The organism is Halomonas beimenensis (assembly GCF_002549795.1).
GTDB classification, from domain to species: Bacteria; Pseudomonadota; Gammaproteobacteria; order Pseudomonadales; family Halomonadaceae; genus Halomonas; species Halomonas beimenensis.
In genome coordinates this window covers 2,127,116-2,139,927 of record NZ_CP021435.1, presented here as the reverse complement: position 1 = coordinate 2,139,927, position 12,812 = coordinate 2,127,116, and the positions used below count along the sequence as shown (strand labels likewise).

At 67.1% G+C, this 12,812-nt stretch carries 10 protein-coding genes and 3 tRNA genes; 7 read left to right on the top strand and 6 right to left on the bottom strand.

Annotation, left to right across the window (positions count from 1 at the left end; genetic code table 11):
- Positions 1–28 precede the first annotated feature (28 nt).
- Positions 29–2,056: an alpha-glucosidase gene (locus tag BEI_RS10110; RefSeq protein WP_265331688.1), complete on the top strand. Its 2,028-nt coding sequence runs from the start codon at positions 29–31 to the stop codon at positions 2,054–2,056.
- Positions 2,056–2,811 (top strand): sulfite exporter TauE/SafE family protein, encoded by a 756-nt coding sequence (locus tag BEI_RS10105; RefSeq protein WP_097789406.1) that lies wholly within the window; start codon positions 2,056–2,058, stop codon positions 2,809–2,811. Before BEI_RS10110 ends, BEI_RS10105 begins: the two co-directional genes overlap by 1 nt.
- A 59-nt stretch (positions 2,812–2,870) precedes the next feature.
- Here BEI_RS10105 and BEI_RS10100 read toward each other — a convergent pair whose 3' ends face one another.
- The 4 genes from BEI_RS10100 to BEI_RS10085 form a co-directional block, all read right to left on the bottom strand.
- Positions 2,871–3,926: a LacI family DNA-binding transcriptional regulator gene (locus tag BEI_RS10100; protein WP_097789405.1), complete on the bottom strand. Its 1,056-nt coding sequence runs from the start codon at positions 3,924–3,926 to the stop codon at positions 2,871–2,873.
- Between the two features lie 211 nt (positions 3,927–4,137).
- Positions 4,138–5,622, bottom strand: coding sequence for a carbohydrate porin (locus BEI_RS10095; protein ID WP_097789404.1), 1,485 nt, complete (start codon positions 5,620–5,622; stop codon positions 4,138–4,140).
- 277 nt (positions 5,623–5,899) lie between these two features.
- A complete protein-coding gene (gene glpD / locus BEI_RS10090; RefSeq protein ID WP_097789403.1) occupies positions 5,900–7,399 on the bottom strand; it encodes a glycerol-3-phosphate dehydrogenase in 1,500 nt (499 codons plus the stop codon).
- A gap of 149 nt (positions 7,400–7,548) precedes the next feature.
- Positions 7,549–8,307, bottom strand: coding sequence for a DeoR/GlpR family transcriptional regulator (locus BEI_RS10085; RefSeq protein WP_097789402.1), 759 nt, complete (start codon positions 8,305–8,307; stop codon positions 7,549–7,551).
- A gap of 212 nt (positions 8,308–8,519) precedes the next feature.
- On the opposite strand from BEI_RS10085, the gene glpK reads away from it, so the two are divergent.
- From glpK to BEI_RS10060, 5 genes are all read left to right on the top strand, one after another.
- Entirely contained in the window at positions 8,520–10,028 is a 1,509-nt protein-coding gene (gene glpK / locus BEI_RS10080; protein ID WP_097789401.1) for a glycerol kinase GlpK, read from the top strand.
- 103 nt (positions 10,029–10,131) lie between these two features.
- Positions 10,132–10,208, top strand: a tRNA-Val gene (locus BEI_RS10075).
- Between the two features lie 25 nt (positions 10,209–10,233).
- Positions 10,234–10,310, top strand: a tRNA-Val gene (locus tag BEI_RS10070).
- A 22-nt stretch (positions 10,311–10,332) separates the two neighbouring features.
- Positions 10,333–10,409 (top strand) — tRNA-Val (locus BEI_RS10065).
- Between the two features lie 250 nt (positions 10,410–10,659).
- Positions 10,660–11,316, top strand: coding sequence for a dienelactone hydrolase family protein (locus BEI_RS10060; protein WP_097789400.1), 657 nt, complete (start codon positions 10,660–10,662; stop codon positions 11,314–11,316).
- 31 nt (positions 11,317–11,347) lie between these two features.
- On the opposite strand, the gene BEI_RS10055 is transcribed toward BEI_RS10060, so the two are convergent.
- Both BEI_RS10055 and BEI_RS10050 read right to left on the bottom strand, forming a co-directional pair.
- Positions 11,348–11,812 (bottom strand): GAF domain-containing protein, encoded by a 465-nt coding sequence (locus tag BEI_RS10055; RefSeq protein ID WP_097789399.1) that lies wholly within the window; start codon positions 11,810–11,812, stop codon positions 11,348–11,350.
- A gap of 106 nt (positions 11,813–11,918) precedes the next feature.
- On the bottom strand, positions 11,919–12,713 hold the full coding sequence (locus BEI_RS10050) for a MetQ/NlpA family ABC transporter substrate-binding protein (protein WP_097789398.1): 795 nt from the start codon (positions 12,711–12,713) through the stop codon (positions 11,919–11,921).
- Positions 12,714–12,812: the final 99 nt, after the last annotated feature.

Sequence of the window (12,812 nt, the reverse complement as noted above, 5' to 3'; positions counted from 1 at the left end):
CTCTTCTTCTCATCATCAACGGGACACCATCATGATCCGCGTCATCACTGAGTCGCACGCCGTCAGCGTCTACCTCGGCGACTCCCTGCTGTTTCGTCATGGCTCCGACGCCCCGGCGGTCTTCGTCGGACGCGGCCAGGCCAGGTTCGACATGTACCGCGGCAACTTCGACATCGAGGACTATCTCGAGGCCCGCGAACCCTTGACGCACCTGGACGTGCTGCAGGATGGCGAGGCCCATCGACTGGCCTTCCGACGCCATGCCGAGGACGAGCTGCAGCTGGAACTCCGTCTGGAAACGACCCGGGATGGCGCTTGCCTGACCACCCGTTACGCCGCACCGGGCATCAATCGTACCTGGTGGCGACTGGCCGCCGAGCGCGACGAGCGGGTCTGGGGCTGCGGCGAGCAGATGTCCTACCTGGACCTGCGCGGCCGTCACTTCCCGCTGTGGACCTCCGAGCCCGGCGTGGGCCGCGACAAGAGCACCTACGTGACCTGGCGTTCCGACTTGGAGAACCGCGCCGGTGGAAACTACTACCACACCAACTATCCGCAGCCGACCTTCCTGTCCTCCCGCTACTACGCCTGTCACCTGGAGACCAGCAGCTACGCCGACTTCGACTTCCGGCATGACGGCTTCCACGAGCTGCAGGTCTGGGCGGTGCCGGAGCGGCTCGAGCTGTTCGCCGCGCCCAGCTACCTGGGCCTGGTCGAGACCCTCGCCGCCCGGTTCGGTCACCAGCCCAGGCTCCCCGACTGGGTCTACGAGGGCGTGATCCTGGGCCTCAAGCGGGGCAAGGCCCATGCGGAAGAAAAGCTCGAGCAGGCGCTGGCCGCCGACATGGCGGTCTCCGCGCTGTGGTGTGAGGACTGGGCGGGCATCCGCGAGACCAGCTTCGGCGCCCGGCTGTTCTGGGACTGGCAGGCCTCCGAGAGCCGCTATCCGGACCTGGCGGGCTGGTGCCGCGAACTCGAATCGCGCGGCATTCGCTTCCTGGGCTACGTGAACCCCTACCTCTGTGTGGACGGCGAGCTCTACCCGGTGGCCCGGGACCATGGCTACCTGGCCACCGACGGCCGGGGCGAGGCGGCGATCGTGGACTTCGGCGAGTTCCATTGCGGGGTGGTGGACTTCACCCATCCCGAGGCATGCGCCTGGTTCAAGGACACCATCCTCAAGGCCAACATGCTCGACATCGGCCTCAGCGGTTGGATGGCCGACTTCGGCGAGTACCTCCCGGTGGACGTGACGCTGGCCAACGGCGTCTCGGCGGAGGTCGAGCACAACCGCTGGCCGACCCGCTGGGCCAGGGTCAACGCCGAGGCCGTCGCCGAGCGCGGCAAGACCGCGGAGGCGACCTTCTTCATGCGTGCCGGCTACACCGGGGTCCAGGCCCATTGTCCGCTGCTGTGGGGCGGCGACCAGTCGGTGGACTTCTCCCGCCACGACGGCATCGGCACCGTGATCACCGCCGCCCTGTCCTCGGGGCTTCTGGGCAACGCCTTCCACCACAGCGACATCGGCGGCTACACGAGCCTGTTCGGTAACGTGCGCACCGCCGAGCTGTTCAAGCGCTGGGTCGACCTGGCCGCCTTCACCCCGGTGATGCGCACCCACGAGTGCAACCGTCCCACTGACAACCTGCAGTGGTTCGACAGCGCCGAACTGACCGAGCACCTGGCCCACATGAGCCGGGTCTACCGCCACCTGTCGCCTTACCTCCGGGCACTGGTCGAGGAGGGGGCCGAGCTGGGCATCCCGGTGCAGCGTGCGCTCTTCCTGCACTTCGAGGACGACCCCGAGGCCCATGGCATCCAGACACAGTACCTCTACGGCCCGGACCTGATGGTGGCCCCGGTGGTCGAGGAGGGGGTCGCGGCCCGCGAGGTCTACCTGCCGGCCGGCGAGACCTGGGTCCATCTGTGGAGCGGCGTCGTGGAGGAGGGAGGGCGTCGCTTGACGGTGAACGCGCCGGACGGTCGCCCGCCGGTCTTCTTTCGCCAGGGCAGCGCATGGCGCGAGCTCTTCGAGAACGTCCCGGGTCGCGACTGATGGAGCTTCTGGCGTATCTGCCGCTGCTGCTGGTGGTGGCATTGGCGACCTATGCCCAGACCATCACCGGCTTCGCCTTCGGGCTGATCTTCATGGCCGGGGTGGTGCTGCTCGGCATCGCCCCGGTAGCGTTGGGCGCCATCCTGATCAGCATCCTCAGCCTGTTCAACTGCGTGGTGGCGCTCTGGCGCAAGCGCGCTAACCTGGATCGCCAGGTCGTGCTGCTCAGCACCTTGAGCGGGCTGGTCACGGTCTTCCTCGGAGTCTGGGCGCTGAACGCCCTGAGCGGTGACTACGTGGGTTGGCTGCAGGTCATCCTGGGCGTGGCCATCATCGTCAGCAGCATGATGCTGGTACGCCATCCCAAGCCGCGGCGTAGCCGCTCGCCCCGCTGGACCTTCGCCCTGTTCGGCGGGCTCTCGGGCTTCATGGGCGGGATGTTCTCCACCTCGGGGCCGCCGCTGGTCTTTCACCTGTATCGCCAGCCCTTGAGCCATGCCGCGATTCGCGACTGCCTGCTGCTGATCTTCGCCATCAACTGCCTCCAGCGCCTGCTGATCGTCGGCGTGCAGGGGGACATCACCCTGGACGTCCTGGTGCTGGCCGGGCTGTCGATTCCGGTGGTGCTGCTGTTCACCTGGCTGGGCCGCCAGTACCCGCCGCCCCTGTCGGCGCGCAGCATTCGCCGGGTGGCCTTCGTGCTGCTGCTGGGGTCCGGTGTCAGCCTCTGCCTCTCGGGCCTGAGAGGGATGTGATCCCTCGGCAGGTCTCGTGAACTCGATGAACGAGGCGCCACCTGGCGCCTCGTCATCGTTCAGGGCCGGGCCAGGCGGACCGGCCGCAGCGAGCTCTCGCGCTCCAGCAGCTCGAAGCCCAGGTCGATCACCGGTTCCACGCGATGGCCCTGGAAGCGCTCGAGCAGGCTGGCGGCGATCCGGTCGCCGATCTCCTCCCGGGGCGGGCGCACGGTGGAGATCGCCGGCAAGCAGCAGTTGCTGAAGTCCATGTCGCCGAAGCCCACCAGGGCGATGTCCTCCGGGATACGGATGCCCTGGGCCTGGGCCTGGCTGATGGCGCCCAGGGCCAGCACATCGTTCGAGAAGACGATGCCGTCCACGTCGGGATGTTCGGCGAGCAACTCGGCGAAGGCCCGGCGCGCCGCCTCGGCCATGCGCCCGGTGCCGGTATCGACGACATGGCAGCGACCGTCCCCCAGGCGGTCGCGACAGGTCGCCTTGACACCCTCGGCACGCAGCTGGGCGCGGTTGTCGATGCTCAGCCGGGCGCCGATGAAGGCCAGCCGGCGACAGCCGGCGTCGAGGAGGTGGCGGGCCTGGGCACGGCCCACCTCCTCGTGGGAGAAGCCCACCATGGTGTCCAGGGCGTTGGAGCCCAGCTCCCACATCTCCACCACCGGCATCGACGAGCTGGCGAGGATCCGTCGGGTCTCGCGGGTATGCTGCAGGCCGGTAAGCACCATGGCGCTGGGGGACCAGGACATGAAGGTGCGGACCAGGGACTCCTCCTGGTCTTGGGAGTATTCGCTGTGGCCCAGCAGCAGCTGGTAGCCCTGGCGGCTCAGGGCCATCTGCATGCGGCTGACGGTGGAGGCGAACATGGAGTTGACCATGGACGGCACCACGACCCCGATCACCCGGGTCTTGGCGGCGGCCAGGGCACCCGCCATCAGGTTGGGGACATAGCCCAGGGTATCGATGGCGTCCTGGATGCGTCGTCCCAGGGTGTCGGATACCTCGTCCGGGCGACGCAGGTAGAGCGAGACCGTGCTGGCCGACACGCCGGACAGCTTGGCCACGTCCGTCATGGTCACCCGCTTGGTGCTGCGCCGGGTACGCTGCTGGATGCTCATGGTCGATGCTCGAGGTTGGCGAGGGGGAAGGGACGGTGATCTCGTGCCCCGGAAGGCGGATCGGTCATTTTAGAATCCTATCATACCCTTGCGAGCCTGCGTCCATGGCGCGTCGAGGATGAAAAAGGCCCCATCCGCCGAGGCGCATGGGGCTAGTTCGAAACGCATGCGAGTCCGGGGCGCAGCCGTCATGGCGCGCCCCCATGGCCGATCAGAACCAGGTTTCGGCCTGGACGCCGAAGCTCCACTGGCCGCCGGCGAAGCCTTCGCTGCCGAAGTCATCCGTGGTGGAGAAGTCGTTGAGTTCGCTGTCCCAGTCCGAATAGGACGCGAACAGCCGCAGCTCCGGACGCTTCCAGAAGCCGCCCACCTCGGGCTTGAGGGTCGGGGCGATGGTGAACTTGGTGTAGGCGCCGTCGACCGCGGTGCGGCCCTTGTAGCCCTGGGGATCCAGGTCCATGTCCATGTAGCTCGCCTCGTACTGCATCTCGAAGTGCTCGGTGAGCTCGTTGGCGAGGCGGGCGTTGAAGGAGACCCACTGGTAGTCGTCGCCCTCGACGAAGCGATCCTCGCTGGTCTCGGCCAGGATGGAGGGAGCGATGCGCCAGTTCGGAGTCAGGTAGGTGGTGCCGTAGACGGCCAGGCGGGTGGCCTGGGCGTCCTCGAGCAGGTCGCCATTGGCGCCGATCTGCTTGACCTCGGCGCCGAGGCCCTGGCCATGCAGCAGGGCGACCTTGAAGTTCCCCTCGCCGAGGCCGAAGAAGCTGTCGCCATGGTAGGCCACCAGGCCGTGGAGACCGTCCTCGGCGGCGGTGTCGCCCTGGTCGGTCATGCGCTGATTGTTGTCCGCTGCAGAGATGCCGCTCACCAGGAACTGCCAGTCGCCCACGTAGTTGTTGGCGCTGACGATGAAGCTGTCGGTGTCGTCGCTGGTGGTGCCACTGGTGGTTTCCACGGTGAAGTCATCGAAGCTGCGACCGTAGACGGTGAAGTTGGATTTCCAGTCCTCGCCGAGCTGGACATCGTAGATCCCGGCGCCCAGGCCGGCCAGCTTGTAGACGTCGCTGTCGATCCAGTGGATGTCGTAGTTGTTGCGGTCGAGGCGCTTGCCGGCCCAGAAGGTGGCGTCTTCGAGGGCGCCGCCCTCGAAGCCCGGCAGGTCGGACAGCTCCACGAACACCTGGCGGATGTTCAGGTTGGACTCGGAGGCGGTCCAGTCGTTGCTGGTGGTCTGGGAATCCGCGAAGGAGACCTGGAAGCGGGAGTGGGCGCCGTTGTCATGGGTCTTGTCATGGCTCAGACGGGCGTGGACGTAGGTGTCCGGCTCGTTGCCGAGCCGGCCCACGGCGCCGCCGACGGAGCCGGCCGGCGTGACGTAGGGGCCGCCTGGGATGCTCTTGCCCTCGTCGCCGATATGCAGGCCGGAACGGGCATAGGCGTTGAAGGAGAAGCCGTCGCCGTTCTCGGCCTGCTCTTCCAGGGCGGCGAGGCGGGCTTCGTGGTCCTCGCCCTGTTCGGCCTCGAGGCTGGCGGAGCGGGCCTCGGCGCTCTGAGCGCGAGCCTCGGCCTGAGCGACGCGGGCCTCGAGCTCGGCCAGGCGTTCCTCGATGCTGGCCTCGTCGGCTAAGGCTGTGCCGCCCAGGGAGAGCAGGGAGACGGCGGCGGCAAGGGGGGCGAGCTGGAAGGTTCTTGGCATGATCTGATCCCGGTGAGAGGTTCGTTGTTGTCTTGGTGAAAGTCGATGCGCTCTTCTTTCGTAGCGCTACGATTTCCCCGTTAATCGTAGCGCTGCGAAAAAAAGACGATACTCCACTTTAGTCGTATATTTCTGCTGGATTACCAGGATTTAGCGAAGATTGTCTTGCGGGGTCCAGTGGATGGCATTTGGCTATCCTTTGTCGCAGCGCAACGAAATGCAGCAACAAAGGCCGTCCGGAGACACACCGGGCGGCCTCGACTGGCGGGCAGGAAGGCTAGCCGGCCAGGGCCTGCCGATGCGTGCCCATGTAGGCGCCCAGCCGCGTGACCTGGGCCTCGGTGAGCCGCAGCGACAGCTTGGTGCGACGCCACAGGACGTCCTCGGGGGTTCGGGCCCACTCATGAGCCATCAGGTAGTCCACTTCGGCGGCGGTCAGGCCGGCGCCGAAGTCCTCGCCCATCGCGGCCCGGGTGGTCTTGCCCTCCAGGAAGCGCAGGCAGAGCGAGCCGTAGCTCCGGGCGTAGCGCCTGGCCTGGGCCGGCGAGAGGAAGGGATAGTCGGCCATCAGGCGCTCGCGGAAGTGTTCCTGGTCGCCGATGTCGCCGCCGGGCAGGGGCGCCTCGGCGGTCCAGGGGCCCTGCATGCCGGGCAGGTGCGGCGCCAGATCGGCCAGCGCCGCCTCGGCGAGCTTGCGGTAGGTGGTGATCTTGCCGCCGAACACGGACAACAGCGGCGCGCCCCGGGTGTCGAGGTCCAGGGTGTAGTCGCGGGTCATCGCCGAGGGGTCGGCGGATTCGTCGTCGCACAGTGGGCGGACGCCGGCGAAGGTGCGGATGACGTCCTCCCGAGTCAGGGGAGTGCGGAAATGGTCGTTGACCACGGACAGCAGGTAGTCGATCTCCTCCTCGGTAGCCTCGACCCGGGAGGGGTCGCCCTCGTAGCGGCGGTCGGTGGTGCCGATGAGGCTGAAGTCCTCCTCGTAGGGCAGCACGAAGACGATGCGCTTGTCGGTGTTCTGCAGGATGAAGGCGCGATCGTCGTTGTTGCGTCGGGGCACGATCAGATGGCTGCCCTGGATCATGCGCACGCCGTAGCGGGATCGGCGATGGGCCTGGCCCTTGACCACCGTCTCCACCCAGGGGCCGGCGGCATTGACCAGGGCTCGGGCCCGGCGGCTGAAGCGCTGTCCGGTGTCGGTGTCCTCGAGCTCGATCACCCAATGGCCCTCGACCTCACGAGCGTCGACACAGCGCGTGCGAACCAGGATCTCGGCGCCGTGCTGCCGCGCATGGAGGGCATTGAGCACCACCAGGCGGGCGTCGTCCACCCAGCAGTCGGAATACTCGAAGCCCTTGGCGATGTCCGGGGAGAGGCCCTGGGCGGGCGTCAGCTTGAGGCCTCGAGAGCCCGGCAGACGCTGACGCTTGCTGAGATGGTCATAGAGGAAGAGGCCGGCGCGCAGCATCCAGCCCGGACGCAGGTGGGCGCGGTGCGGCAGGATGAAGCGCAGCGGCCAGATGATGTGCGGTGCCTTGGCCAGCAGCACCTCGCGCTCGCGCAGCGCCTCGCGGACCAGGCGGAATTCGTAGTGCTCGAGGTAGCGCAGCCCTCCGTGGATCAGCTTGCTGCTCGCCGAGGACGTGGCGCTGGCCAGGTCGGCCTGCTCGCAGAGCCCGACCGACAGGCCGCGTCCGGCGGCGTCGGCGGCGATGCCGGCGCCGTTGATGCCGCCACCGATCACGAAGAGGTCCAGGAGGTCGGAAGATGTCGCCATGGAATGCTCCGGCCGGCACGCATGCCGGCATGTGTGTGGATGATCACGGAATGTTTGAAAACGAAAATAGAGTAATGGAATTCGAACATCAAGTGAACATCCGATGACGCGCCCCGGGACGGGGCGGCCAGGCGAGAGGGAGAAGGGGGTCAGGCGATATGCAGGGCGACGTCGTGCTGGTCGAGGATGCGCATGATCCCCTCGGAGGGGCGGCGGTCGGTGAAGAGGGCATCGAGCTGGGCGAGATTGCCCTGGCGTACCACCGGATTGCGCTGGAACTTGGAATGATCGGCGACCAGGTAGACCTGACGGGAGTTGTGGATGATGGCCTGGGCCACCCGGACTTCCTGGTAGTCGAACTCGAGCAGCGAGCCGTCCTCGTCGATGCCGCTGATGCCGATGATGCCGAAGTCGACCCTGAACTGGTTGATGAAGTCGATCGTGGCCTCGCCGATGATGCCGCCGTCCCGGGGGCGAACCTGCCCGCCGGCGACGATGACGTTGAAGTCCTCCTTGCGCTGGAGGATGGCCGCCACGTTGAGGTTGTTGGTGATCACCTCCAGGCCATGATGGTCCAGCAGGGCCTCGGCCACGATCTCGTTGCTGGTGCCGATGTTGATGAACAGCGACGCATGGTCGGGCACATGGCGTGCGAGCTCGGCGGCGATGCGTTGCTTGGCTTCCAGGTTGAGGGTCTTGCGCATCGCATAGGCGGTGTTGACGGTGCTGGACTCGAGGCCGGCGCCGCCGTGCACGCGACGCAGGTGGCCCTCGCTGGAGAGCCGGTTGAGGTCGCGGCGGATGGTCTGGGGCGTGACCGCGAAATGCGCGGTGAGCTGTTCGATGCTGGCATAGCCCTGACGGCGAACCAGCTCGACGATGCTTTCCTGGCGTTGCTGTGGATTCATGCTAGCTCCTTGATCCTGAAGATTCTACGTCATCCCGTCCCGGGCTGCAGGGTGAGTTCGGCGTCTCCTGGTTAGACGAAAGTCGAGGAATCGTCAGGCTGGTGCCAATTGTGAGGTCCAGGCGACTCGCGTAGTCTTTATGATCGTAAATGAACATTTTCGTTGCACAAGCGAAACGGCTCTGTCATTCCAACAACATCAGGATGCTTCCCATGGCTTCTTACCTGCTTGCCATCGACCAGGGCACCACCAGTTCCCGCGCCATCCTCTTCGATCGCGAGGGTCACAGCGTCGCCATCGCCCAGCGCGAGTTTCCCCAGCAGTTTCCCGCCGATGGCTGGGTGGAGCATGATCCCGAAGCCATCTGGAACACGGTGGTGGAGACCTGTCGCGAGGTGCTTGGCCGGCAGGAGGTGGCCGCGGAAGACATCGCCGGCATCGGCATCACCAACCAGCGGGAGACCACCCTGCTGTGGGATCGCGTCAGCGGGGAGCCGCTCCACAACGCCATCGTCTGGCAGGATCGCCGGACCGCCGAGACCTGCCAGTCGCTGCGCGACGCGGGACACACCGAGCTGGTCCAGTCCCGCACCGGCCTGCTGATCGATCCCTACTTCTCGGCGACCAAGCTCGCCTGGCTGCTCGACCACGTCGAGGGCGCGCGGGAGCGGGCCGAGCGCGGCGAGCTGGCCTTCGGCACCGTCGATTCCTTCCTGATCTGGCGCCTCACCGGCGGCCGGGTGCATGCCACCGATGCCACCAATGCCTCGCGCACCGCGCTGTTCGATATCCACGAGCAGCGCTGGGACCCGGAGCTGCTCGATCTCTTCGGCATTCCGGCCAGCGTGCTCCCGGAGGTCAAGGATTCCAGCGACGACTTCGGTCGGTCGCGGGCGGACGTCCTGGGCGTCGAGCTGCCCATCGCCGGCGTGGCGGGGGACCAGCAGGCGGCCCTGGTGGGGCAGGCCTGTTTCACGCCCGGCATGGGGAAGAGCACCTATGGCACCGGGTGCTTCATGATCGTCAACACGGGCGAGCAGGCGGAGGTATCCCGCAATCGCCTGCTGACCACCGTGGGCTATCGCCTGAACGGCGTGCCGACCTACGCCATGGAGGGCAGCATCTTCGTCGCCGGGGCCACGGTGCAGTGGCTGCGCGACGGGCTCAAGCTGTTCGCCGATGCCGCCGAGACCGAGTCCCTGGCCAGCGAGACCTCCAGCGGACACAGCGTCTACCTGGTGCCGGCCTTCACCGGCCTGGGAGCCCCCCACTGGGATCCCAAGGCCCGGGGCGCGATCCTCGGCCTGACCCGTGACACGGGCATCGCCGATATCGTCGCCGCCGGCCTGCAGGCGGTCTGCTATCAGACCCGTGACCTGCAGGTATGCATGAGCGATGACATGAGCACCCCCCCGGGTACCCTGAGGGTCGATGGCGGCATGGTCGCCAACAACTGGGTCATGCAGTTCCTGTCCGACATGCTGGGGGTCCGGGTCGATCGCCCCGAGGTGCTGGAGACCACCGCCCTGGGGGCGGCCTACCTGGCCGGCCTGCGCCTCGGCTGGTACCGTGATCTCGACGAGATCGCGTCCCTGTGGCGGTGCGGCAGCAGCTTCCGGCCGGGCATGGCGGACGACGAGCGCGAGCGCCTCTACCGGGGCTGGCTGGAAGCCGTCGCACGGGTACGCTCCACTCCCGCAGGCGAGGCCCCAAGTTCCTGATACTAGGCGGCTTGGCGCGGTCGCCGGGGAAAATAAGGGTTGCATTCCCCGGCGGCTTGGGTAGAATGTGCACCCGTTGTCGAGGCAAGCAGCGACAGGACGCAGGACCATAGCTCAGTTGGTTAGAGCGCCACGTTGACATCGTGGAGGTCGGCGGTTCAAATCCGCCTGGTCCTACCAGAATTCTCGCTGTCTGCCATGAGGCAGGACCATAGCTCAGTTGGTTAGAGCGCCACGTTGACATCGTGGAGGTCGGCGGTTCAAATCCGCCTGGTCCTACCAATGGCCTCGCGACCCCCGCTTCAGGACCATAGCTCAGTTGGTTAGAGCGCCACGTTGACATCGTGGAGGTCAGCGGTTCAAATCCGCTTGGTCCTACCAGCTTCCCGAAGCGCCCCGATGCCAGCCGGCTCGGGGCGCTTTGCATTCGGTGCCCCTTCCGCGACGATCCGGCGGTGATGCGTTGCCGGCTCCTTGGCAGCCGCGGCGGCTGGGGCGTATCGCCGAGCCATGCTCCGGCGATCGCCCGTCGATATGGCGTCTCTGGTTGAACGTCTCTCCCTGCGCTGGCTAGTTTGAAGGGAGAGGGCGGCCCCGGGTGAGGGCCGCGATATCGCCAGGGGGAGGGGCCATGACGCATACCAGTCAGTCGTTTCGCATCGAGACGGGCGACGCCATCCTGGAGGGTGACCTGACCCGTCCCGCGCAGGCCGCCGGGATCGTCGTCTTCGCCCATGGCAGCGGCAGCAGCCGGTTCAGCGTACGCAATCGCCAGGTGGCCGCCTACCTCGCCGACCAGGGCATGGCGACCCTGCTGTTCGACCTGCTCACCCCCGAGGAGAACGTGGTGGACGAGCGCACCCGCCGGTTGCGTTTCGACATTCCGTTGATCTCACGGCGGCTGACCGGTGCCGTGGATTGGGTCGCCGAGGCGCCCGAGACCCGGGAGCTGCGGATCGGGCTGTTCGGGGCCAGTACGGGGGCGGCCGCCGCCCTGGTCGCCGCCGCCGAGCGGCCGGACCGGGTGGTCACCGTGGTCTCCCGAGGCGGTCGGCCGGACCTGGCGGGGGAGGCGCTCGACCGGGTGCACGTCTCGACGCTGCTGCTGGTCGGTGAGCGGGATTATCAGGTGCTCGAGCTCAACGAGCAGGCCCGCGAGCGGATCCCCGGGGACTGCGAGTTGATCGTGGTGCCGGGCGCCACCCATCTCTTCGAGGAGTCCGGTACCCTGGAGGAGGTCCAGGCCCATGCCGCGCGATGGTTTCGCCGGCACGGGCTGGTGGGCTGAGGGCCTGCCTGCTCCCGAGGGGGCATCGCCGTCAGTCCAGGTCGGTGCGTGCGATGAAGACGCGGACCAGGGACTCGATACCGGCCTGGTCGGTCGGGGTGAAGCGGCCATGCTCGGGGCTGTCCAGATCGAGCACGCCCCACAGGCGGTCGTTCACGATCACCGGCACCACCAGTTCGGAGCGGGAAGCGGCGTCGCAGGCGATGTGGTCGTCGATGGCATGCACGTCCTCGATCCGCTGGGTCTGGCGGCGGCGCGCCGCGGCGCCGCACACGCCCTTGGCGAAGGGAATGGGGTGGCAGGCGGGCTTGCCCTGGAAGGGCCCGAGGGACAGCACCTCCGGTTCCCGCTGCAGGTAGAAGCCCGCCCAGTTCAGCCCCGGCACTTCCTGCATCAGGAAGGCACAGGTCTGGGCGCTGTTGGTCAGCCAGTCCCGAGTATCGAGCAGGGCGTCCAGTTGGCGGCCGAGCAGGGCGTAGTCGGGCGAGTGAGTCATGTCGTCTCCTTCAACGGCCCGGGGCCGGCATCGCGCCGGCCCCGGAGTTCTTGCTGAAGAGGGGGGCGGAGAGGCGTCACGAGCCTGGTCGCCTGTCCGTCGGCCCTCACTCCCAGCCGGGAACAGCCGCCCCCTTGAACAGCTCCTCCGCCTTGGCGGCGACCTCCTCGCGCTGGTAGGCATCGACCAGTTGCCGGATGGCCTCGCGGTCCTCGTCGCCGGCGCGCACCGCGATGATGTTCACGTACGGGGATTCGGGACCTTCCTTCACCAGGGCGTCGTCCAGGCTCAGGCCGGCCGGCTGGGCAAAGGTGTTGTTGATGAAGGCCATGTCCACGTCGGGCAGTACCCGGGGCAGCTGGGCGGCCTCGATCTCGCGGAAATCGAAGTCGTGCGGGTTCTCGACGATGTCCAGCGGCGTGGCCTCCAGGTTCTCGGGATCGGCCAGGGTGATCAGGCCCGCGTTGTGCAGCAGGATCAGCGAGCGGCCCTCGTTGGTCGGGTCGTTGGGCAGGGCGATGGTGGCCCCGTCCGGCAGTGCCTCGAGGCTGTCGTACTTCTCGGAATAGGCGCCGATCGGATAGACGAAGGTACGGCCGGCGATGGCGAAGTCGTAGCCGCGATCCTCGACCATGGACTGCATGTAGGGCTCGTGCTGGTAGGCGTTGGCGTCCAGGCTGCCGTCGGCCAGGGCGGCATTGGGGGTGACGTAGTCGGTGAACTCGACGATCTCGATGTCCAGGCCGTACTCGCGCTCGGCGATGTCCACCGCGACCTGCATGACGTCGGTCTCGGGGCCGGCCACGGTGCCCACCTTGAGGCCGTGTTCATCGGCACTGGCCTGGCCGGCGGCCAGGGTGAGGGCGGAGGCGGCCAGGCCGCCGATCAGGATGCTGCGCATGTCCATATCTCCCTGTCGAGACGGTCGTGATGATCGTGGTACGATCTTAAAGGAATAACTGCGGTGTGTGTAATTCTTTCTGGTTATTAATGCGATAGC

What these genes read in the sequence shown, in the direction of transcription:
- glpK (WP_097789401.1), top strand. Translation starts at nt 8,520, where the DNA reads ATGGCTTCTTACCTGCTTGCCATCGACCAGGGCACCACCAGTTCCCGC.
- BEI_RS10085 (WP_097789402.1), bottom strand. Translation starts at nt 8,307, where the DNA reads ATGAATCCACAGCAACGCCAGGAAAGCATCGTCGAGCTGGTTCGCCGT.
- BEI_RS10050 (WP_097789398.1), bottom strand. Translation starts at nt 12,713, where the DNA reads ATGCGCAGCATCCTGATCGGCGGCCTGGCCGCCTCCGCCCTCACCCTG.
- BEI_RS10095 (WP_097789404.1), bottom strand. Translation starts at nt 5,622, where the DNA reads ATGCCAAGAACCTTCCAGCTCGCCCCCCTTGCCGCCGCCGTCTCCCTG.
- glpD (WP_097789403.1), bottom strand. Translation starts at nt 7,399, where the DNA reads ATGGCGACATCTTCCGACCTCCTGGACCTCTTCGTGATCGGTGGCGGC.
- BEI_RS10060 (WP_097789400.1), top strand. Translation starts at nt 10,660, where the DNA reads ATGACGCATACCAGTCAGTCGTTTCGCATCGAGACGGGCGACGCCATC.
- BEI_RS10100 (WP_097789405.1), bottom strand. Translation starts at nt 3,926, where the DNA reads ATGAGCATCCAGCAGCGTACCCGGCGCAGCACCAAGCGGGTGACCATG.
- BEI_RS10055 (WP_097789399.1), bottom strand. Translation starts at nt 11,812, where the DNA reads ATGACTCACTCGCCCGACTACGCCCTGCTCGGCCGCCAACTGGACGCC.
- BEI_RS10105 (WP_097789406.1), top strand. Translation starts at nt 2,056, where the DNA reads ATGGAGCTTCTGGCGTATCTGCCGCTGCTGCTGGTGGTGGCATTGGCG.